The sequence below is a fragment of the Pseudomonas fluorescens genome, assembly GCF_902497855.1.
In the GTDB taxonomy this organism is placed as follows: domain Bacteria; phylum Pseudomonadota; class Gammaproteobacteria; order Pseudomonadales; family Pseudomonadaceae; genus Aquipseudomonas; species Aquipseudomonas fluorescens_BI.
On record NZ_CABVHU010000004.1, the window covers coordinates 127,840 to 146,011 of the forward strand.

Here is an 18,172-nt window from a genome sequence, read left to right on the forward strand (position 1 = left end):
GCTCTTGAGTCCATCGTCGGAACGCCGCCCGGAGCAAGCTCGCTCCCACTGATAGCTGTAGGGGCTTGAATATCCGGGGAATTATGGCGTACCAAACATCGCCGTCCAGTAGATCCCCGAATCACTCTTCGGATCAACCGCATACGCCGCGCCCAACTCCTGGAACCCGGGGTTCATCAAATTCGCGCAGTGACCAGGGCTGGACACCCAGCCATCCACCACCCTGCGCACGGTGTCCTGCCCGGCGGCGATGTTCTCGCCGATCTGCTGGCCGCTGTAGCCCGCCAGTTCAGCCCGATCCCCCGGCGTGCGGCCATCGCGGTCCTTGTGATCGAAGTAGTTGTTGTTAGCCATCGAGCGCGAGTGAGTCTCGGCCGCCGTGGCCAGCGTGGCGTTCCAGGCCAGTGGCGTGGTGGCGGCAAAGGATTGCGTACCGCACTGGCGTGCCCCGCTGCGGGCGACATTGATTTCGGCCAGCAACTTCTGGCCCTCCGCCTGCCAATCGCCGAGGCGCCCGCTCAACAGCGGACGGGCGAGCACGATGCGCCATTCACGGTCCTGGCGGCTGACACCGATGTCGACGAATTGCGGGTCCAGCACCACCTGACAGAAACTCTCGCGAATCGCCGTCATGGCGGACTGTGCGTCACGGGGACCGGACAGGCTGATCGCCTGCACATTGACCATCGGATACCCCGCCGTTGCCAACGCCTGCTGCAGATTGCCGATGCTGGTGGCGGACAGCGCCAGCCGTGGATCGCCCGCCAGCGGCGGCAACTCCGGTGAAGCCTGACCCGCGCATGGCTGCGACTGGCTGCGGTAGGTGTTGATCGAGTCGATCAGCTGTTTCTCGTCGGCCGCCAGCGCATTCACGGCGCACAACAGCCCCAGTGTTAACGTGGCAATACAGCTGACGGATGAAATGAAACGCATGGCAATCCTCCTTGAACGGACTGCGGCCATAATGCGCGAAGTTGCCCCCTTGAAGGCAACGGATTTTTCAGATTCCGTGGCGTGATTGCCATCATTTCACTACTACACTGAAGCGATACTGCCCACCGAGTCATTTCGATCATGCGCCCCCATTGGATAGCCACCTGCTTTGCCATGATGCTGCTTGCCGGTCCCGCCATCGCCGCTGATCAACAGAAAAAAATACAAGCGGCCGAGAGCAAGGCCGAGGTGCTTGAGCAAAAAGCCGCAGAGAACAGCGGTCCCGCGCCGGCGCCCAAAGCCGAAGCCATCACCCAGTCAGAAGTCCAGGCCGTGGACCCCGCCGGTGCCGCGCCGCTGGACGATGCGATCACCTGCCTGGCCCGTTCCATTTATTGGGAAGCCAAAGGCAAGAATTCCGCCGACATGAAAGCGGTCGCCAATGTCGTCATGAATCGACTGGGCCATGAGGGCTTTCCGGATACGGTGTGCGGTGTGGTCAAGCAAGGCTCCGAAACCAAGAGCTGCCAGTTCTCGTGGTGGTGTGACGGGCGCCCCGATTCGGTCCAGGAAGAGGTGCCTTACGCCCTCGCCAAGGAAATCGCGCGCAAGGCGCTGAACAAGCAACTGCCTGATCGTACCCGCGGCGCGCTGTATTTCCATGACCGCACGGTGAAGCCGGGTTGGGCCAGGGAGTACATCAGGACGGCGGATATCGGCTTGTTCCGGTTTTACAAGCCCCATGGAAAGTCGGCGAAGTAGCGCCACGCTTTTAGCCGGGCATTGCCATTGCCGCGCGGGTCTTGTTGTTGACGAGATGCCCGCACTGTCACTCAGAATTTGTAGCCAATTTGCCGCAACAGGTTTTTGCGCCCCAGGATGTCGTCTTCGCTTTCAATGCCCTTGGCACAGAACCCATCGACGACGCCCAGAATCGCGCGTCCCTGGTCCGTCTCGGCGAGTATCACTTCGGTCGGATTGGCCGTAGCGCAAAAAATCCGGCACACCTCCGGCACCATCTTGAGCGTGTTCAAGACGTTCAGCGGATAGAACCCGTCCCCGAGAAAAATGATGAAACTGTGGCCCGCGGCGATGGCCAGTGCATTCTTTTGGGCCAGTTCGATCATGGCCGGATCGGTGCCGGACCAGCGCACCAGGCATTGGCCGGAGGCTTCGCAGAACGCCACGCCAAACTGGATGCCGGGCACGGTATTGACCAGCGCTTCGTGGATGTCTTCGACGGACTTGATGAAGTGCGTCTGACCGAAAATGAAGTTCGTCGCTTCGGGTTTGTCGATGTTCACGGTGATGAGTTGCATGTCAAACGCCTCCTTTCACGGTGTTGCTGCAGGCTGTCGGCTACACATCAAGCATAGCTATTCACAGCCCGCTATCGTACTGGGGATCAGGTGTCACGGCTGTGGATACGTGAACATACAAAGGCCCCGTGGGCTGACACATTGCAGATACAAAACTGCGGTTACATGGGGGCGTCCCAACACTGCATAGAGAGATTTGCCATGTACCGCAGACTGCAGCAGGTCGCCAGGCTGTTTAGCCAGAGTGCGCGTTTGATGGTCGGGGTTCCCGATTACGACAACTACGTCGCGCAAATGGCGATCAATCATCCCGGCGAGCCGGTCATGACCTACCCGGCGTTTTTCCGCGAGCGTCAGGAAGCCCGCTTCGGCCGTGGCAAATGCAATACCCGCTGCTGCTAGAACTTCGCGTAGTTCAAGGCATCGACGATGGCCGAACCACCGATCCCGGTCAGCGACAGCAGCAGCGCCCTGATCAGCGGATCTTCGGAGTAGCGTGAGAACGAGCCGGTAGCGAGCGTCGCCACCCGCTCGCGGATCATCTTGAACTTGGCGTAGCCAGGCGTCGTTTCGGGTGTTTCCAGCAGGTAGGTGTCGAGCCGTTGCAAGGCCAGCGTACGGGACTTTTCCGCTGCACGGCGCAGCGACAGCGCGGAGACCAGCAGAATCAGCGCCGTCAGCAGGTATGAAAAGATCAGGCTTGGCGGTGTCGGCCAGTTATCGAACAGGCTGCTGCGCGAGGCGAACAGGATCAACAGGACCACCGTCGGCGCATAGATGAGGCGGCTGACAGCTGAGGTGCGCTTGGCGATCAGTTGCAAATCCACCCATTCGTCGATGCACGGATGCTTGAGCAGGCCAAAGGTTTTCTTGTGCTGCAGCTGCAGGGAGCCGGGCCAGATCGCATGATGCTCGCTGAGATGGCGGATGAATCGCGTCAGCAGCAGATTGGCGTCCACCACCCAGAACACCAGGAGCTGGAACACCAGGGTGGGAATCAGCCAGCTCATCATCCACGCCATCGAGTCACCCCGCACGGGCATGCCCTGCATGGGCCAGACGACAAACAGCACGCTGGTGACCACTACATAAACCCAGGTGGCGAGCATGGCCCGCAGCATCCGCGCACCGAAGGAACCACAGACGCAGTGCTCCCCCCAGAAGCGGGCGACGACGATCGTCTTGCGCCCATCCGTGCACGCGGCTTGTGCCGGTGCGCAGGACTTTGACCATTCCTCGCTCGCGTTCAGCAGCGGGAAGAAAATCAGCATGAGGAAATGTCCCAGCTCGTTGCTCCAGCGCCGACACTTCCAGTTTTTGCCTCGGCGAATCAAGCCTCGAACCTGGCCCCACAAGGTCATCTCGTATTGGCGCATGTGCAGGCGCAAATGGTACGCGGCTTCGATCTCGGCCCGGTTGATGCGCAGGTTGCGCCAGCCCCATGCCAGCGCCGAGAGGGAGATCAATACCGCCAGCAGTCGCAGGGCCATGGTGGGCCAGGCACTGATGCCTTCAAACAGGAACATCGGCTCGCCGAGCCCGTTGTCGGTCAAGGTGCTGCGCATCTGGTACGCCAGCATCAGGGCCAGGATGAACATGACCAGGGGGACCACGATGTACCAGGCCCGGGCGTTGTACAAGCCAGTGTCTGCGGTAGTCGTCGATGCCTTGGCCAACGCCAGTTGCCTGGCCGAGCGCCGGGTCAGGTTTGACGAAACGATACCCAGCAGGATCAGCACGAAGGTGAACCAGAGGAACTCCGCGTGCCAGAACCGTGTAGCGATAAAGGCGCAGGTCGCCGCCACCATGAACAGCGTGATCGGCACACCGCGGACCCAGGCCAGCCGCGCATCGTGATTAGCGTGCGGGCCCTCGATCCGCCACCAGACGATAAACCCGCCGAGTAACAGCAGGGTGAGCGTCAGCGGCCCGGCCCAGAAGAATGACTGGGACTGCTTGAATCGATCGCGAATCGATTGGCCGGGCTCGGGGTAGGGCGGTGGCGATCGGTCCTGCAGGCACCGCAGGGCCATCAGGTCGTGGGGCCGGACGCCTCGATCGGACTGCGATTGTGTCGGAGCTTCACAGGTTGCCGGACGCGATGCGGTGAGCCGACTGGCCAGGGCAATGAAGCCGCTGATGCCCACTTCATAGATGCCCGGCGACAGCAGCTCCGATTTCGAATAGTCGAATTTCGCGCGTTTGGCATCGAAGGGTTGCGGTGCCAGTGCGGCCAGCACCGAGATGAACACCGCACTTTGCAGGCTGTCGCGAAACGGCGGCACGTCCTGTTGCAAGGCGCGGGTCAGGGTCAGGCCATAAGGCGCGGCGAGTATCAGGTTGCGCGTGGTTTGCGCCTGGCCCCGTTGCAGCATGCGGGCATCAAGGTCGGTGGAAAAGTACAGTTTGTACGGCATCCGGCTCTTGAGCGCCTGCAGCACCAACAGCTTGTCGTAGGCGTCGACCCCCAGCACACCGATCGCGCCGATGCCGCTTTCGCCGTTGCGTCGGTAGGCTTCGTCCTCGCGGGCAATGTGGTCGGCGAGCCGCCGCAAGTAATCGAGCTGGGAGTTGCCGTCGGATTTTTCCAGGGGGCTGAGATCGATTTGCGTGGCGTCTTTATTTTTACCAGGACCAGCACCGGCGCTTTTATCATTGCTCGCGGACTCCTCCGGCAGGCGTCCGTCCAGGCCACGCAAATAGCTGAAGCGCAGAATCCACTGATCGACCACGTCCCTGTGGTTGTTTTCGTCACTGCCCAGGCGCGCATCATTGGTGACCTGCGTCTTGAAGCTTTCGATCAGGGCGCGGCTGTAGAAACTGTCCCATTCGGCAATCAAGGCAATGCGATTGCCACTGCGGCGAAGGTCGCGGGTACAGGGCGAGCCGATCCGCTGCAGCGTGCCTTGGCTACAACGCAAACCGGTGGCCGGATCGACACGGCGCAACTTCAGTTCCTCGAGCATCAGCTGCGTCATGGTGCCGTCGTCGCTGACGGTGCGCAGCAACTTCATGGGGACCCGGTTTTCCAGCGCTGGCGACAGTTTCCGGTAACCGCGCTCCAGGGTATCGTTATCGGCCGTGGCCAGCGGTGAGTAGATTTCCACGGTGGACGTGGCCTTGCCGACGTCCTGGTCCTGGTACATGTCGCGCAGGACGGTCGAGGTAGAAGGGCCGATGACCTTCAGGACGGCGTTGGCGGGTGGTTCGGAACATTGATCAGGCGTGCAGGCTGTACTGATTTTGCTGGTCAGGGTCTGGCGCAGTTGCTCCAGTTGCTGCAGCGGCGTTGAACCGAGCGCGTCCTGTTTCAACCAGAACACGATCGTTCGGTCAGGAGGCGGTGGCGCACCTTCGAGTGCCGTTGGCGGATCGAATGGATTGGAAACGAATATTTCATAGGGCACGTCGACGTAACCGGATTTGGGCGGGACCTCAGGCGACAGGCTGGCGGCGAGTCGCAAGCAATGGATGTACTGTTCCTGATCCGGTACCCGGTGAGAGTTCTTGAACCCCGCCAGCAGGGCGTAACGCATGCGCCGGCGCCGTTCGACTTCATCGGCGTAAGGGCCGCCTTCGACCAGCGCCACCATGATGTCGGGGGCCGGTTTTGCTCCGGCCAACGGTGATATGCCGGGGCTGCAGACGATCTCGGCATCCGGGTTCTTGCTGTCCGCGAGTTTCTTGCGATAACGCTCGACCGCATCGAACGGGTCTTGCCACAGCCGCGCTTCGATGGGCAGTTGTGCCTGGAACTGGGCGCCGATGGGGCGCGGCTCAAGGAAGGGTTCGCGGTTGAGGGCGAACATCGACACCACCAGACTGAGGATAACCGCACTGCCTGGCAGCCAGAAGGCCAGATTAGTGCCAGAACCATTGCTGTCCATGGCCTGTGCCTCGTGTTTTCGGGCAACTGTTAACAGTTAGGTATAGACCTGATTGGCGCGTACAGTGCAAAGTTGATGGCCTGAAAGTAGGTCTTGCAACATTTACAGCCAAACGAGACAACGCCATGCTCCACATCGGACTCATCGTCTACCCCGGATTTCAGGTGCTCGGTCTGGCCATGTGCGCCACCTTCGAGTTGGCCAATACCGCCACCGATGAACCGGTCTACCGCATTTCCTTGCTGTCCGAACACGGCGGCACGGTGCAGACCTCCGCCGGGTTTGGCGTGGAAACCACGGCGTTCGACCAGCGCTCGTTCGATACGCTGCTGGTGATGGGCGATAACCTGATCCGTCCGGTTTCTCCTGGCATGGTGGAATTCTTGCGCAGTGCCAGCCGGACCACCCGGCGCCTGGGGTCGATCTGCACCGGTGCGATCCCGCTGGCCGAGGCGGGTTTGCTCGATGGCCGGCGCGCGACCACGCACTGGTGTCATGCCCCGGCGCTGCAGAAGGCGTACCCCGAGGTGAAGGTCGAAGAGGACCGGATCTTCATCAACGACGGTAATCTCTGGACTGCCGCGGGGATGAGCGCCTGTGTCGATCTGGCGCTGGCCCTGGTGGAAAAGGACCTGGGCGCGGAAATTGCCCGGCGGGTGGCGCGGCAACTGGTGGTGTACCACCGACGGGCGGGTGGGCAGTCGCAGTTTTCGGTGATGCTGGAACTGGAGCCCAAGACCGATCGCATCCAGGCTGCGTTGACCTATGCCAAGCAGAACCTGAAGTCGGCGTTATCGGTCGAGGAACTGGCAAGTGCGGCCAATCTCAGCCCTCGGCAGTTCAGTCGCGTATTCCATGCCGAAACCGGGCAATCGCCGGCCAAGGCCATCGAAAACCTGCGGGTGGAAGCGGCGCGGTTGATGATGGAAACCGGTCGGCACCCTATCGACGTGGTGGCGACCGATACCGGGTTTGGCGATCGGGAGCGGATGCGTCGGGCGTTTATCCGGGCGTTCGGGCAGCCACCGCAGGTGATTCAGCGGGCCAATCGCGGATGATCACCGTCAGTACAGCGGGATTCCTGTGGCGAGGAGCAAGCCCCTGTAGGAGCTGGCTTGCCAGCGAAGGCGGCATATCATTCAACATCTTCATTGACTGACCCACCGCTTTCGCTGGCAAGCCAGCTCCTACAGGGGGGACGGTGTCCTGAAAGGTGGTGTATATGACATTTCAGTCGGAATATTATTAGCGTAATTTTAATCTCGTTGGAGTCCACTTCCTCAATGAGATCACCGTCATGACCCTCGTAAAAGCCGCCGCCGTACAAATCAGTCCTGTTCTTTACAGCCGTGAAGGCACCGTCGACAAAGTAGTGCAGAAGATTCTCGAACTCGGTGATCAGGGCGTGCAGTTCGCCGTGTTCCCGGAAACCATCGTGCCTTATTACCCGTACTTCTCGTTCGTGCAGTCACCGTTCCAGATGGGTGCCGAGCACCTCAAACTGCTGGATCAGGCCGTCACTGTTCCTTCGGCCGCCACCGAAGCCATCGGTGCCGCCGCCAGACAGGCCGGCATGGTGGTGTCCATCGGGGTCAACGAACGTGATGGCGGCACCCTGTACAACGCGCAGTTGCTGTTCGATGCCGACGGCACGTTGATCCAGCATCGGCGCAAGATTTCTCCGACTCATCATGAACGCATGATCTGGGGCATGGGCGACGGCTCGGGTTTGCGCGCCACCGACAGCGCTGTGGGGCGCATCGGCCAACTGGCGTGCTGGGAACATTACAATCCGCTGGCCCGCTACGCCTTGATGGCCGATGGCGAACAGATCCATGCGGCGATGTATCCAGGGTCGTTTGCAGGGGAGCTGTTCACTTCGCAAATGGAAGTCAACATCCGTCAGCATGCGCTGGAGTCGGCATGTTTCGTGGTCAACTCCACGGCCTGGCTGAACCCTGAGCAACAGGCGCAGATCATGGCCGACACGGGGTGTCCCCTCGGTCCGATTTCCGGTGGTTGCTTCAGCGCCATCATCAGCCCGGATGGGGTGGTGCTGGGGTCGCTGACCGAAGGTGAGGGCGAGGTGATTGTCGATCTCGACATGGGGCTGATCGACAAGCGCAAACGGATGATGGATTCCCGTGGGCATTACAGCCGGCCCGAGCTGTTGAGCCTGCTGATAGACCGTACGCCGACGGCGCACGTGCATGAGCGCAGTGCGCATCCGCAGCTGGCTGCCAATCGACAATTGGAAGAGATGTGCGCTGGCTGATGAAGGCAGCCTGATACTGCGGATGTACCCGGCCCCTGTGGGTGGTCTGCCAGCGAAAGCGGACTGGCATCCGACATCGATGTCGACTGTCACGCCGCCTTCGCCGGCAAGCCGGCTCCTACAGGGCATCGGGGGCGCACACAAATCCTGTGGCCGGCAGAGATCCCCTGTAGGAGCTGGCTTGCCAGCGAAGAGGCCGTGTCGGTCGACATCGATGCCGACTGTCACGCCGCCTTCGCCGGCAAGCCGGCTCCTACAGGGCATCGGGGGCGCACACAAATCCTGTGGCCGGCAGAGATCCCCTGTAGGAGCTGGCTTGCCAGCGAAGAGGCCGTGTCAGTCGACATCGATGCCGGCTGTCATGCCGCCTTCGCCGGCAAGCCGGCTCCTACAGGGCATCGGGGGCGCACACAAATCCTGTGGCCGGCAGAGATCCCCTGTAGGAGCTGGCTTGCCAGCGAAGAGGCCGTGTCGGTCGACATCGATGCTGACTGTCAGTCCGCCTTCGCGAGCAAGCCCGCTCCCACAGGAATCGCGGCGTACACGAATATCGCGACCGGACTTACAATTCCTGACCCAAAAAGATCAACGTATTGCCATGGGCCTCAGCCGCCGCCCGCTGGTTGTAGCTGTCACGATGGGAGCAGTTGAAGCCATGTTCGGCCTCCGGGTACACGACGATTTCCACGTTATCGTTGTTCTCGAAACGTTCGGCAATTTTCTCCACGGCGTCCAGCGGAATGTGGCTGTCCTCTTCACCGAAATGCATCAGCAGCGGCACTTCGATCTCATCGGCGCGCTCCAGTTGGTTCTGGATGCCGCCGCCATAATAGGCCACGGCCACGTCCACCAGCCCGTTCGCGGCGGTGTGGTAGGACAGCAGGCCGCCAAAGCAGTAGCCGATGGAAGCGATCCCGCCGTCCAGGCCCGGCTGGGCTTTCAATGCGTCGATGGCCAGTCCGATGTCTTCCTGGGCCTTGCCGACGTCGGTGGCGTTCATCAACTCGACGGCGCGTTTCCAGCCGGCTTCGTCGTAGGTCAGTTCGATGCGCTGGCCGCTGCGCCAGAACAGGTCCGGTGCGATGACCAGGTAGCCGTCGGCAGCGTATTGCTCGGCGACCGAGCGAATGTGTTCATTCACGCCGAAGATCTCCTGGATCAGCACGATCCCCGGACCCTTGCGGGTATGCGGGATGGCCAGGTAAGCGCCGAATTTACCGTCGGCGCTGTCGATCTCGATCCATTGGGTGGTCACGCTCATGATGGCTCCTGTCTACACAAGTGAAGTGGGAAGTGAAGCTTGCCACGGTAACATTTCAACGAGAGTTGTGACGCCAGAAGAATCGAGCCAGCAGTGCATCGACGCTGAGCTTGCCGGCGCCCGAGAGCAACAGCGGCATAAAGGCCGCCAGGTAGATCAGCGGCAGCTTGAAGTTGCCGTGCCCCTTGTCGCTGATGGCGTAACCCTGGGCAAGCTCACTCAATGTAGACCAATCGGCCGGCCAGTGAACGGCGGCGGTCGCGACAAGGGTCACCACGATCAGGATGAAGGCCGAGACCCGCGTTCCCAGGCCGATCAACAGGGCGAGGGCGCAAATCAGTTCGGCCCACATCGACAGTTCCCAGTTCAATGTGGCGGACACGTAATTGAACGGAAACGGGAAGCGGTCCTGGATATCGGCGAACCAGTTCTGGCCATTGAATTTTTCCAGGCCGGATTCGAAGAACTCCCAGGCGAGGAACACCCGCAAGGTCAGGGGCGCAATCCAGCTACCGGCACGATCGAGGTTCAGGTGCAGGCCTTTGACGGCCGAAGTGAGTGAGGTGCTCATGGACGTAATCTCCATTCAGTCAGGGAGGTGAAGCAATGGCCGGCGTGGCCGATCGAAGGGCATATTTCATCAGGCAGGTGTGTCTGCGGTGTGTCTTTTGCGGCGGGTTATAGGGGCGTGGTGTGTCGGCAAGGGGGCTGTACACAGACTGATACACAGGAAACGCAAATCAAAAAATGTGGAGCAGGTTTCAAGGCATCGATAATGACGCTCTATGGATTTTGCTATACATTTTCCAACCGCCCATTTCATGGTGTAACCGATTCATGTCTCTTGCGCTCGAACGTCTGGTTGCTGGCACCCCGATCCCTTTCGCCGGTAACCGTGTCACGGTGGTCAGCCCCGAACTGGCAGCGCGCTTCCAGCCCGGTGACCACTTGCTGGTGGAGCAGCTCAGCGGTGAATTGTTGCTGATTCCGGTGGCCGACCAGCAAGCGGCGACTGTCGCGATCGAACGGGCGCAAGCGGCATTCAAGGCGCTGTCCGCGGTGTCGGATCAGGCGATCAGCGCGTTCTTCGATCTGTTCGCCCAACGCCTGGAAACCCAGGATTGCTGGGCCTTGATCGAAGCCGCCAACCTGGCGGACATCGAACGCGCCAAGGCACGCGGACGTTCCACCACGCGCCTGCTGGCCGATGAGCGCATGCGCCGCGACATGATCGCCGGCCTCAGGGCCTGGCGCGATGCGGCGGCCACCCGGGGCAAAGTGATCAGCTGTGTCGAGCATGACGGCTGGAAAGTCGAGCAAGTGGTGTCGCCCCTGGGCATCGTCGCCTTTGTCTTCGAAGGCCGTCCAAACGTCTTCGCCGACGCGGCGGGCGTGTTGCGCACAGGCAACACCGCGGTACTGCGCATTGGCAGCGATGCATTGGGCACCGCCCAGGCGATCGTCGCCCACGCGCTGAATCCGGCACTGGCCGACGCCGGGCTGCCGACCGGCGCCGTGTCGCTGGTGGAAAGCGTCAATCACGCCGCCGGTTGGGCGATGTTCGCCGATCGACGCCTGTCGCTGGCCGTGGCCCGTGGTTCGGGTCGGGCGGTCAGCCAGTTGGGCAGCATCGCGCAACAGGCCGGCACGGCCGTCAGTCTCCACGGTACCGGCGGCGCCTGGTTGATCGCGAACCAGGACGCCGATGCCGGGCGCTTTGCCGCTGTGGTGCGCAATTCCCTGGACCGCAAGGTCTGCAACACCCTGAACGTTTGCCTGATCCACCGCGACCGCGCCACTGAGCTGGTGCCGCTGTTTCTCGAAGCGCTGCAGCAGGCCGGTGCCGCACGGGGCCAGGGCTGCAAGCTGCACATCGTCGAGGGCAGCGAGGCGTATTTGCCGAAAGACTGGCTGACCGCGAGCGTCGAGGTGTATCGCGCCGAAGGTTATCAATCCGAACCCTTGGCCGAACCGCTGCCCGAAGATCAGCTGGGCCGCGAGTGGGAATGGGAAGAAACCCCGGAAGTCAGCCTCAAGATCGTCGAGGACCTGGACCAGTCCATCGCCTTGTTCAACCGCTACAGCCCGCAGTTCACCGTGTCGTTGATCAGTGACGATGCCCAGGCACAGGAGCGCTTCTACAACGCGGTCAACGCGCCTTTTGTCGGCAACGGCATTACCCGCTGGGTCGACGGGCAGTACGCGCTGAACAAACCGGAGCTGGGTCTTTCGAACTGGGAGAGCGGTCGCCTGTTCGCGCGCAGCGCCATTCTCTCCGGTGATGGGGTATTCACCATTCGCAGTCGCATGACGCAGACCGATCTGTCGGTCAAACGCTGAATCGGCAACGGGCGGCCGCACTATAATGAAGGTATGTTCGTGTGGCGGAGGGTTGCACCATGAAACGTCATTCCTTTGAGCATTACTCTCATAACCTGGAAATGGTCGCGCACGACGCGTGGATTACCACCCGGGTGAAATCGGCGCTGGCGATGGCCAAACCAGGCCTGGGCCTGCATATCCATGTCAAGACCCTGGCGGGCAAGGTGCTGTTGAGTGGCCTCGTCGACACCCATAGAGAGTGCGAGCAGGCTGTTGCGCTGGCCCGTTCGGTCAATGGTGTCGTCGACATCGATGCCAGCGGCTTGCAGACGCACGTGTTCACACCGGGAAGTGTCCCAGGTGCGCCCGACGGCGAAGAGAGCACCGAGTATCGGGCACCCACGTCAAGGAAGATGGACGACAAATGATTGCCGCGATTGCCTGAGTGCAGCGCTCCCCTGAGCCGGGACGCTGCCTGGTTCGTTTCCCGGACCGCATTCGTTCAAGCTACTTCAGCCGCTTTGCCATAAACCGCACAGAGGGTCGGGTGCTCGGCCAGCGACACGAACGTGCGGCTGCTGCCATCCAGGGCATCGATCGAACCGGTTTCGATGTCATAGACCCAGCCATGCAAATTCAGCAGGCCTTTTTCCTGGGCCAGCCGTACGCTGGGATGCGTCTGGATATTGGCCAGTTGGGCAATCACATTTTCCCGCACCATGGAACTCACCTTCGCCGCGCCATTGGCGTGAGAGCGGGATTCGTTGATGACTTTTGCCGACTCGGCGTGTTGCAACCAACCGCTGACGGCCGGCAGGTGATCCATGCAGGTGCACTGGGCAACGGCGGTCATGGCACCGCAGTCGGAGTGGCCGCAGATCACAATGTCAGTCACGCCGAGCACGGCGACCGCATATTCGACCGTGGCCGATACACCGCCTGGATGCGGGCTGTAGGAGGGCACGATGTTGCCGGCGTTGCGGATGACGAACAGTTCGCCGGGCTCTTGTTGGGTCAGCAGTTCCGGCACGACACGGCTGTCGGAACAGGTGATGAACAAGGTGCCCGGATGCTGGGTGGTGGCCAGGTGTTTGAACAGGTCGGTCCGTTGTGGAAAGACCTCGTTCTGGAACTTTAAAAAACCTTCGATGAGCGCTTTCATACTGATGTTCTCCTGTGTGGCTCGGGGTCAGCCCGCACATGGGTGCGGGCCGGTATCCACTTAGAAAGGACGCAGCGGCAAGAACTTGCCGTCGAGGGTTATCACCGCGCGTGAGCCGCCTTCCGGGTCCTCGACCTTTTTCATGTCGAGCTTGAAGTTGATCGCACTGATGATGCCGTCGCCGAATTGCTCGTGGACCAGGGCTTTCAAGGTGGTGCCGTAGATCTGGATCATTTCGTGGAAGCGGTAGATGGTCGGATCGGTCGGGATCCCCGCGAGGCTGCCGCGCAGGGGAATGATCTGCAGGCGGGCCACGGCGTCGGCATCCAGGTCGAGTTTGTCGCCGATCACTTGGGCGGCGCTTTGCGGCAGTGGGTGCTGGCCGAGCAGGGCGGCGGTGACGTAGGCCAGGCCGAGGCCGGTACCCTCTGCCAAGTCCTGCCACGACAGATTTTTGCGCGCCTTGGCATCAAGGATCGAGGTAGTCAGGGCCAGACTCGGGTCGTTGTAAGCGTGGGACTGTTGCATGGGGAGTTCTCCTGTCGGCGTTGTGTTGCTTGGGTGTGGAGCAATATTCGGCTGATTGATCCATAGCGTCCAAGACCGATATACAATGCAATGCATAAGTACTGCCTATAGATAGGACTGCCCATGCTGCTGCGACATCTGCGCTATTTGCTGGCGGTCGCCGACCACGGCGGCTTCACCCGCGCCGCCGAGGCGCTGCACGTCTCCCAACCGACCCTGTCGCAACAGATCCGGCAACTGGAAGAAACCCTGGGCGTGAGCCTGTTCGACCGGACTTCGCGCACGGTCAAACCGACCGATGCGGGCCAGGCCTACATCGAGTGCGCACGTCGGGTATTGGTGGAGCTGGAGGCTGGCAAACGTGCGCTGCACGATGTGAAGGATTTATCCCGTGGCACCTTGCGACTGGCGATGACGCCGACCTTCATGGCGTACCTGGTGGGGCCGTTGGTGCGCGACTACGCGGCGCGGTATCCGAATATCCATCTGCAGATTTTCGAGTTGTCGATGGACGATATCGAAGCCGGTCTGGTGGATGACTCACTGGATATCGCCATCGCGTTTACCCAGGTCAGGCATACCGACATCGAGGCGATCCCGGCGTTTACCGAAACCCTGGGGGTGATGGTGGGACGCGATCATCCCCTGTACGAAAGTCAGGCGGCGTTGTCTGCCGACGAGTTGGCGCGGTTGGAGTTTGCGCTGCTGACCACCGACTTCGTCACCCGTAATCGCATCGATGAGTACTTCGCCCTGGAGCAGATCACACCGAAGGTGGTGATCGAGGTCAACTCGGTGAGCACCTTGCTCGAAGTGATCCGGCACACGGCCATTGCCACCATCCTGCCGGAACCCATTGCCACCCAGGACCGTGCGTTGCGCAAAATTGCGCTGCTGGGGGAGGCGCCCAGGCGAGGTGCTGCGCTGCTTCGGCGCAAAAACAATTATCACAGTGCGGCGTCGGTGGCCTTTATGGAGCTGGTGTTGGCTGCGGTTGCGGAGGAGTCGGCGAGTTCAATCATCCACTGACTGGCACACGCCGTTGGGTGCCTTGCCGGTCGAGGACACGGTCACGGAGTCGTCATCGGCGAGGACGATATAAATCGTGACGCCCGAACCCTTGGCTTCGAAGCGACGATCGTCGATGGCTTTGGTGGTGGCTTCCTTCTCGTTGATCAATACGGGGCCGTCCTGATCGGCGTGGACGACAATCGTACCGGGGCAGTCCACATCGAATGAGGGAATGCCAGGGACGCTGTTGGCCTGGGCAAGATGGGTCATGACCAGCAACACCAGGAATGTCAGGGTACTTTTCATCGCAAGTCTCCAGGGACCAACAGCGCATAGGGTTAACGATAGCTTTGTTTTGCTGTGCCCGAGACAAACAAAAAGGCCCCGCTCGATTTGACGAGCGAGGCCTTTTTCATTAACGGGGTGGAATAAAACCCCAGGGAGGATTCAGTAGAACCGGTCAATCACCCGAACTTCGTTCTGGTTCTGCATCGAGGCCCACGCCTGTTTCAGCGTTTGCAGGACATTACCGATGAAGTCCTTGTCCGCCGCGGCTTTCTTGCCGACATAACCCTGGCCGCGACGGTACATCTTCAGTCGGGCAAGCAGGTTCTGGTTGTTCCGGTCGAACTCGGCTTCATGGGCATGCGGCGACAGGCAGTCGATATGCACCTGGCCCGACTTGCTGATCCACAGGATATGGCTGTCGTGGCTGTCTTTTTGCGCCGCGAACATGCGAGCCAGTTCATCGATGGTGGGTTGATTGTTCAGATTCATAATAAAGCCCCTTGACCATTTGGTGATCTTTCAAAGTTGATTCGCTAATACAGGTAGCCCATCGGTTAGTTGATCCCTGGCACCGAAACCAGGACGTCAGCGGTCGACCGACAAAAATGACGGGGTCCGCGTCTGTTGCATGTAGTCGTGTTGAATAACTGCTACGCAATTGCGTCACAACGAAGAGAAGCAGCGAAAACCTTCAGGCCACTGCCGACATTTTCAGGGTCGGCCACAAGCTTCATGAGGATTGATCGCCAGCGCTTCTCGCCCTTGTACTGGACGTTCAGGCCAGGTCAGCTTCTTCAATCTGCCTTGTGGGCAGCGTGCATCCGGGAAAAACAGCTCGGCGGTCAGACGAGCTTGCTCAAACGTGTTGCCTGTACTCCCGATCGGGGAGACATCTGCATCATGCAAGGGCAAAGCGGAGGCGTCAACGGTTTTGTAGTGATTATTTTTGCTCACTACATATTGTCGGACAAAGCTGTTTGGAATTAGCCAGGCGGCAGGAAAAGCGCCATTCAGGGTAACGGCTACGTGCGCTGGAAGCGGTAAAAGGTACAGGGGTAACCGTCCACCGGTCTTTGATGCAGGGTGAACTCGCCACCGGTGAATTGGGGCATCACGATCGCCCAGAACAACCGCGCCGGCTGGTTCGCATCGATGTGGAAAATCTGCCATTGACCGGGGAATCGGTTCAAGAGGGTGGAAACGACAAACCTCGCGACGCCTTGGCCACGAAAACGTCGACTGACGAAAAGGTAGCCGATGTTGAAGTGGGCGCCCGGTAGATGGACGACGTCATCCACAGTTACGAAACCGGCCAGCTCGTCGTCGACCTTGATCAGGAAAGGCCTGGTCGCGGGGTTGCGCCAGTAATCCAGCAGCGGCTGGAAATTGAAGAAGCCATGCCCACCGAGTTTCAACGGCAGCCACTCGCTGACGTCATACAGGTAGAACTGCATCAGGTTTTCTATCGTCTCCAGGTCGTCGCGCTGGGCGGCGTGCAGTTCTATAGATGGCATGGGGGCTGGCTCCTGATGGTGGGCTACGGGAACACTAGACCATTCTGAGCGAAGGGTTTTCGTGCCGGATTGTTCTGAATACGCAAACACTGAAGTCGCCGAGAATGGAATTGTTGGCGTAGTGACGGGCTTGTAGCCTTCAATACGCCGAACACTGCGATCTGCTGAGGATCGAGTGGAGCCCAGGCCAGGGCTCATCAAGTCAGACACCTTCACGTCATACCTTGCTTTCGGACTTTTCCCCCTTGGGGGTTGGCTCCTGATAACAATAAGGAAGGCAGGTATGAGTATTCGTGCATGGGCATGTGCAGCAACCCTGTTCGCCCCCGTTTTGGGTGCCGGCATATTATTTCCCGCAATGGCTTGGGCCGCAGACGACCCGATGGGCTCACTGGTACGTGGGGTTTTCGGCGATAGCCTAGAGCGTGAACATGGCATCAAGGTCTACGGCTGGGGCCAGGTGGGTGTGAGCTACAACAACAACGGCACGGATGACGTCAGCAAACAAAGCTTCTTCACCTCCGACGAAGGCGTGAACCTCAACCAGTTCGCCTTGGCCGTGGAAAAGAAACCCAAGGGCAATGTGATCGGTCGTGTCGGACCGTTTCCCGGCCCCATGCCGCAAGAGGCTGACTGGGGCTTCAACGTCACGGCGCTGTACGGCAAGGATGCGCGCTTCTTCAAGACCTACGGCTGGGACGAGGACTGGAGTGTCAATCGCGACAACAAGGCCGAAGACGAAGCGTTCACCATTGCACAGGCCTATGTCGACTTCTACTTTCCGGTGCTCGGCGGTTCGAACCTGATGATCGGGATTTTCCACACGCCGCTGGAAAACGAAATCGGCTTCGCCTTGCCGTCCCCGGCGCCGAGCGACTTCTACTCGCACACCTATTCCTTCATGCACGGCCCGGCCAAGCACGCCGGTGCGCTGTACTCGTTCAAGCTGCCCTCGGCGCCCGGGGAAAGCATGCTGGGTTTCGAACTGGGCGTGGTGCAGGGATGGAACAACCTGCAGGACCCCAACCATGATCCAGACATCATCGCCAACGTGCGCTGGCGCTCGGCGGATTTCACGACCTGGATCGATTGGGAAAACATCTATGGCAACGGCGCCGGTGACAGCTTCGCTGACTGCAGTTGCGGCTCGCCATTGCCGGCCGGCACCAAGGATGACGATTACAAGCGCGTGGCCTCTTACCTGACCCTGTCGCAGGTGCTCGACCCGAACAACCGCGTGGCCCTGGAGTTGAACTACGGCAAGCAGGAACAGGGGGCTTTCGCCGGGTTTGCCAATAAAAACGATGCCACCTGGTACGGGACGGACATCAACTGGTATCACCGAATCAGCGAAAATCTGATGTGGAACAGCCGCGCCGAGTGGTTCTACACCGATGCGCCCGTGCACGTGTTGATGGCCAATATCGACCCGCACACCGGGATACCCGATCCAACCTGGGGCAGTTTCTACGGCGTGACCACCAACCTGGCCTGGACGCCGACACCCAACGTTCGCCTGCGACCGGAATTGCGTTACGACATCCATTCGGGGCCCGGTCGCGATGCCTACGCCGACGGGCAAAAGGACTCGCAACTGGTCGCATCATTCGACGTCAGCTTCTTCTTCTAAACCGACTCTTTTCGTTTACCCCTGACCCTGCGTGATGGCCCG

Annotated in this window: 18 protein-coding genes; 8 read left to right on the top strand and 10 right to left on the bottom strand. The window is 60.4% G+C overall.

Annotation, left to right across the window (positions count from 1 at the left end; all coding sequences use genetic code 11):
* Positions 1 to 81: 81 nt before the first annotated feature.
* A complete protein-coding gene (locus F8N96_RS10395) occupies positions 82 to 933 on the bottom strand; it encodes a CAP domain-containing protein (protein ID WP_150797721.1) in 852 nt (283 codons plus the stop codon).
* 141 nt (positions 934 to 1,074) lie between these two features.
* Between F8N96_RS10395 and F8N96_RS10400 the strand changes: the two genes are divergently transcribed.
* Complete coding sequence (locus tag F8N96_RS10400) at positions 1,075 to 1,695, top strand: cell wall hydrolase (RefSeq protein WP_150797722.1); 621 nt, start codon at positions 1,075 to 1,077, stop codon at positions 1,693 to 1,695.
* 71 nt (positions 1,696 to 1,766) lie between these two features.
* Here F8N96_RS10400 and F8N96_RS10405 read toward each other — a convergent pair whose 3' ends face one another.
* Positions 1,767 to 2,252: an adenosine-specific kinase gene (locus F8N96_RS10405; RefSeq protein ID WP_064677499.1), complete on the bottom strand. Its 486-nt coding sequence runs from the start codon at positions 2,250 to 2,252 to the stop codon at positions 1,767 to 1,769.
* Between the two features lie 201 nt (positions 2,253 to 2,453).
* On the opposite strand from F8N96_RS10405, the gene F8N96_RS10410 reads away from it, so the two are divergent.
* Positions 2,454 to 2,654 carry a YbdD/YjiX family protein gene (locus F8N96_RS10410; protein ID WP_064677500.1) on the top strand — a complete coding sequence of 67 codons (201 nt, stop codon included), beginning with the start codon at positions 2,454 to 2,456 and terminating at the stop codon, positions 2,652 to 2,654.
* On the opposite strand, the gene F8N96_RS10415 is transcribed toward F8N96_RS10410, so the two are convergent.
* Positions 2,651 to 6,139, bottom strand: coding sequence for a hypothetical protein (locus F8N96_RS10415; RefSeq protein ID WP_150797723.1), 3,489 nt, complete (start codon positions 6,137 to 6,139; stop codon positions 2,651 to 2,653). The two genes, F8N96_RS10410 and F8N96_RS10415, sit on opposite strands and share 4 nt — an antisense overlap.
* Before the next feature lie 125 nt (positions 6,140 to 6,264).
* Here F8N96_RS10415 and F8N96_RS10420 point away from each other — a divergent pair, with 125 nt between their 5' ends.
* Positions 6,265 to 7,197, top strand: a complete 933-nt coding sequence (locus F8N96_RS10420) for a GlxA family transcriptional regulator (protein ID WP_150797724.1) — start codon at positions 6,265 to 6,267, stop codon at positions 7,195 to 7,197.
* A 239-nt stretch (positions 7,198 to 7,436) separates the two neighbouring features.
* Entirely contained in the window at positions 7,437 to 8,414 is a 978-nt protein-coding gene (locus F8N96_RS10425) for a nitrilase-related carbon-nitrogen hydrolase (protein WP_150797725.1), read from the top strand.
* A gap of 562 nt (positions 8,415 to 8,976) precedes the next feature.
* Here F8N96_RS10425 and F8N96_RS10435 read toward each other — a convergent pair.
* Both F8N96_RS10435 and F8N96_RS10440 read right to left on the bottom strand, forming a co-directional pair.
* Entirely contained in the window at positions 8,977 to 9,675 is a 699-nt protein-coding gene (locus F8N96_RS10435; protein ID WP_150797726.1) for a dienelactone hydrolase family protein, read from the bottom strand.
* A gap of 55 nt (positions 9,676 to 9,730) precedes the next feature.
* Positions 9,731 to 10,246 (bottom strand): DoxX family protein, encoded by a 516-nt coding sequence (locus F8N96_RS10440; protein ID WP_150797727.1) that lies wholly within the window; start codon positions 10,244 to 10,246, stop codon positions 9,731 to 9,733.
* A 266-nt stretch (positions 10,247 to 10,512) separates the two neighbouring features.
* Between F8N96_RS10440 and F8N96_RS10445 the strand changes: the two genes are divergently transcribed.
* Both F8N96_RS10445 and F8N96_RS10450 read left to right on the top strand, forming a co-directional pair.
* Complete coding sequence (locus F8N96_RS10445) at positions 10,513 to 12,015, top strand: aldehyde dehydrogenase family protein (RefSeq protein ID WP_150797728.1); 1,503 nt, start codon at positions 10,513 to 10,515, stop codon at positions 12,013 to 12,015.
* A 59-nt stretch (positions 12,016 to 12,074) separates the two neighbouring features.
* Positions 12,075 to 12,425, top strand: a complete 351-nt coding sequence (locus tag F8N96_RS10450; protein WP_150764254.1) for a BON domain-containing protein — start codon at positions 12,075 to 12,077, stop codon at positions 12,423 to 12,425.
* A gap of 74 nt (positions 12,426 to 12,499) precedes the next feature.
* Here F8N96_RS10450 and F8N96_RS10455 read toward each other — a convergent pair whose 3' ends face one another.
* Positions 12,500 to 13,159 (bottom strand): carbonic anhydrase, encoded by a 660-nt coding sequence (locus F8N96_RS10455; RefSeq protein ID WP_150764253.1) that lies wholly within the window; start codon positions 13,157 to 13,159, stop codon positions 12,500 to 12,502.
* Between the two features lie 60 nt (positions 13,160 to 13,219).
* Positions 13,220 to 13,687 (bottom strand): cyanase, encoded by a 468-nt coding sequence (cynS, locus tag F8N96_RS10460; RefSeq protein ID WP_150797729.1) that lies wholly within the window; start codon positions 13,685 to 13,687, stop codon positions 13,220 to 13,222.
* A gap of 123 nt (positions 13,688 to 13,810) precedes the next feature.
* Between cynS and cynR the strand changes: the two genes are divergently transcribed.
* The gene (gene cynR, locus F8N96_RS10465) at positions 13,811 to 14,716 is read left to right on the top strand and encodes a transcriptional regulator CynR (protein ID WP_150797730.1); all 906 of its coding nucleotides are present in this window, start codon (positions 13,811 to 13,813) and stop codon (positions 14,714 to 14,716) included.
* Here cynR and F8N96_RS10470 read toward each other — a convergent pair.
* The 3 genes from F8N96_RS10470 to F8N96_RS10485 all read right to left on the bottom strand — a co-directional run bounded on the left by F8N96_RS10470 (position 14,702) and on the right by F8N96_RS10485 (position 16,500).
* Entirely contained in the window at positions 14,702 to 15,004 is a 303-nt protein-coding gene (locus F8N96_RS10470; RefSeq protein ID WP_150797731.1) for a hypothetical protein, read from the bottom strand. The genes cynR and F8N96_RS10470 overlap by 15 nt on opposite strands.
* A gap of 141 nt (positions 15,005 to 15,145) precedes the next feature.
* Complete coding sequence (locus tag F8N96_RS10475) at positions 15,146 to 15,475, bottom strand: hypothetical protein (RefSeq protein WP_150797732.1); 330 nt, start codon at positions 15,473 to 15,475, stop codon at positions 15,146 to 15,148.
* Between the two features lie 533 nt (positions 15,476 to 16,008).
* Positions 16,009 to 16,500 (bottom strand): GNAT family N-acetyltransferase, encoded by a 492-nt coding sequence (locus F8N96_RS10485; RefSeq protein ID WP_150797734.1) that lies wholly within the window; start codon positions 16,498 to 16,500, stop codon positions 16,009 to 16,011.
* 283 nt (positions 16,501 to 16,783) lie between these two features.
* Between F8N96_RS10485 and F8N96_RS10490 the strand changes: the two genes are divergently transcribed.
* A complete protein-coding gene (locus tag F8N96_RS10490; RefSeq protein WP_150797735.1) occupies positions 16,784 to 18,130 on the top strand; it encodes an outer membrane beta-barrel protein in 1,347 nt (448 codons plus the stop codon).
* The last annotated feature ends 42 nt before the right edge of the window (positions 18,131 to 18,172 follow it).

Coding starts and splice junctions, on each gene's coding strand:
- F8N96_RS10450 (WP_150764254.1), top strand. CDS start 12,075: ATGAAACGTCATTCCTTTGAGCATTACTCTCATAACCTGGAAATGGTC.
- F8N96_RS10410 (WP_064677500.1), top strand. CDS start 2,454: ATGTACCGCAGACTGCAGCAGGTCGCCAGGCTGTTTAGCCAGAGTGCG.
- F8N96_RS10455 (WP_150764253.1), bottom strand. CDS start 13,159: ATGAAAGCGCTCATCGAAGGTTTTTTAAAGTTCCAGAACGAGGTCTTT.
- F8N96_RS10395 (WP_150797721.1), bottom strand. CDS start 933: ATGCGTTTCATTTCATCCGTCAGCTGTATTGCCACGTTAACACTGGGG.
- F8N96_RS10405 (WP_064677499.1), bottom strand. CDS start 2,252: ATGCAACTCATCACCGTGAACATCGACAAACCCGAAGCGACGAACTTC.
- F8N96_RS10440 (WP_150797727.1), bottom strand. CDS start 10,246: ATGAGCACCTCACTCACTTCGGCCGTCAAAGGCCTGCACCTGAACCTC.
- F8N96_RS10445 (WP_150797728.1), top strand. CDS start 10,513: ATGTCTCTTGCGCTCGAACGTCTGGTTGCTGGCACCCCGATCCCTTTC.
- cynS (WP_150797729.1), bottom strand. CDS start 13,687: ATGCAACAGTCCCACGCTTACAACGACCCGAGTCTGGCCCTGACTACC.
- F8N96_RS10415 (WP_150797723.1), bottom strand. CDS start 6,139: ATGGACAGCAATGGTTCTGGCACTAATCTGGCCTTCTGGCTGCCAGGC.
- F8N96_RS10475 (WP_150797732.1), bottom strand. CDS start 15,475: ATGAATCTGAACAATCAACCCACCATCGATGAACTGGCTCGCATGTTC.
- F8N96_RS10400 (WP_150797722.1), top strand. CDS start 1,075: ATGCGCCCCCATTGGATAGCCACCTGCTTTGCCATGATGCTGCTTGCC.
- F8N96_RS10420 (WP_150797724.1), top strand. CDS start 6,265: ATGCTCCACATCGGACTCATCGTCTACCCCGGATTTCAGGTGCTCGGT.
- F8N96_RS10425 (WP_150797725.1), top strand. CDS start 7,437: ATGACCCTCGTAAAAGCCGCCGCCGTACAAATCAGTCCTGTTCTTTAC.
- F8N96_RS10490 (WP_150797735.1), top strand. CDS start 16,784: ATGAGTATTCGTGCATGGGCATGTGCAGCAACCCTGTTCGCCCCCGTT.
- F8N96_RS10470 (WP_150797731.1), bottom strand. CDS start 15,004: ATGAAAAGTACCCTGACATTCCTGGTGTTGCTGGTCATGACCCATCTT.
- F8N96_RS10485 (WP_150797734.1), bottom strand. CDS start 16,500: ATGCCATCTATAGAACTGCACGCCGCCCAGCGCGACGACCTGGAGACG.
- cynR (WP_150797730.1), top strand. CDS start 13,811: ATGCTGCTGCGACATCTGCGCTATTTGCTGGCGGTCGCCGACCACGGC.
- F8N96_RS10435 (WP_150797726.1), bottom strand. CDS start 9,675: ATGAGCGTGACCACCCAATGGATCGAGATCGACAGCGCCGACGGTAAA.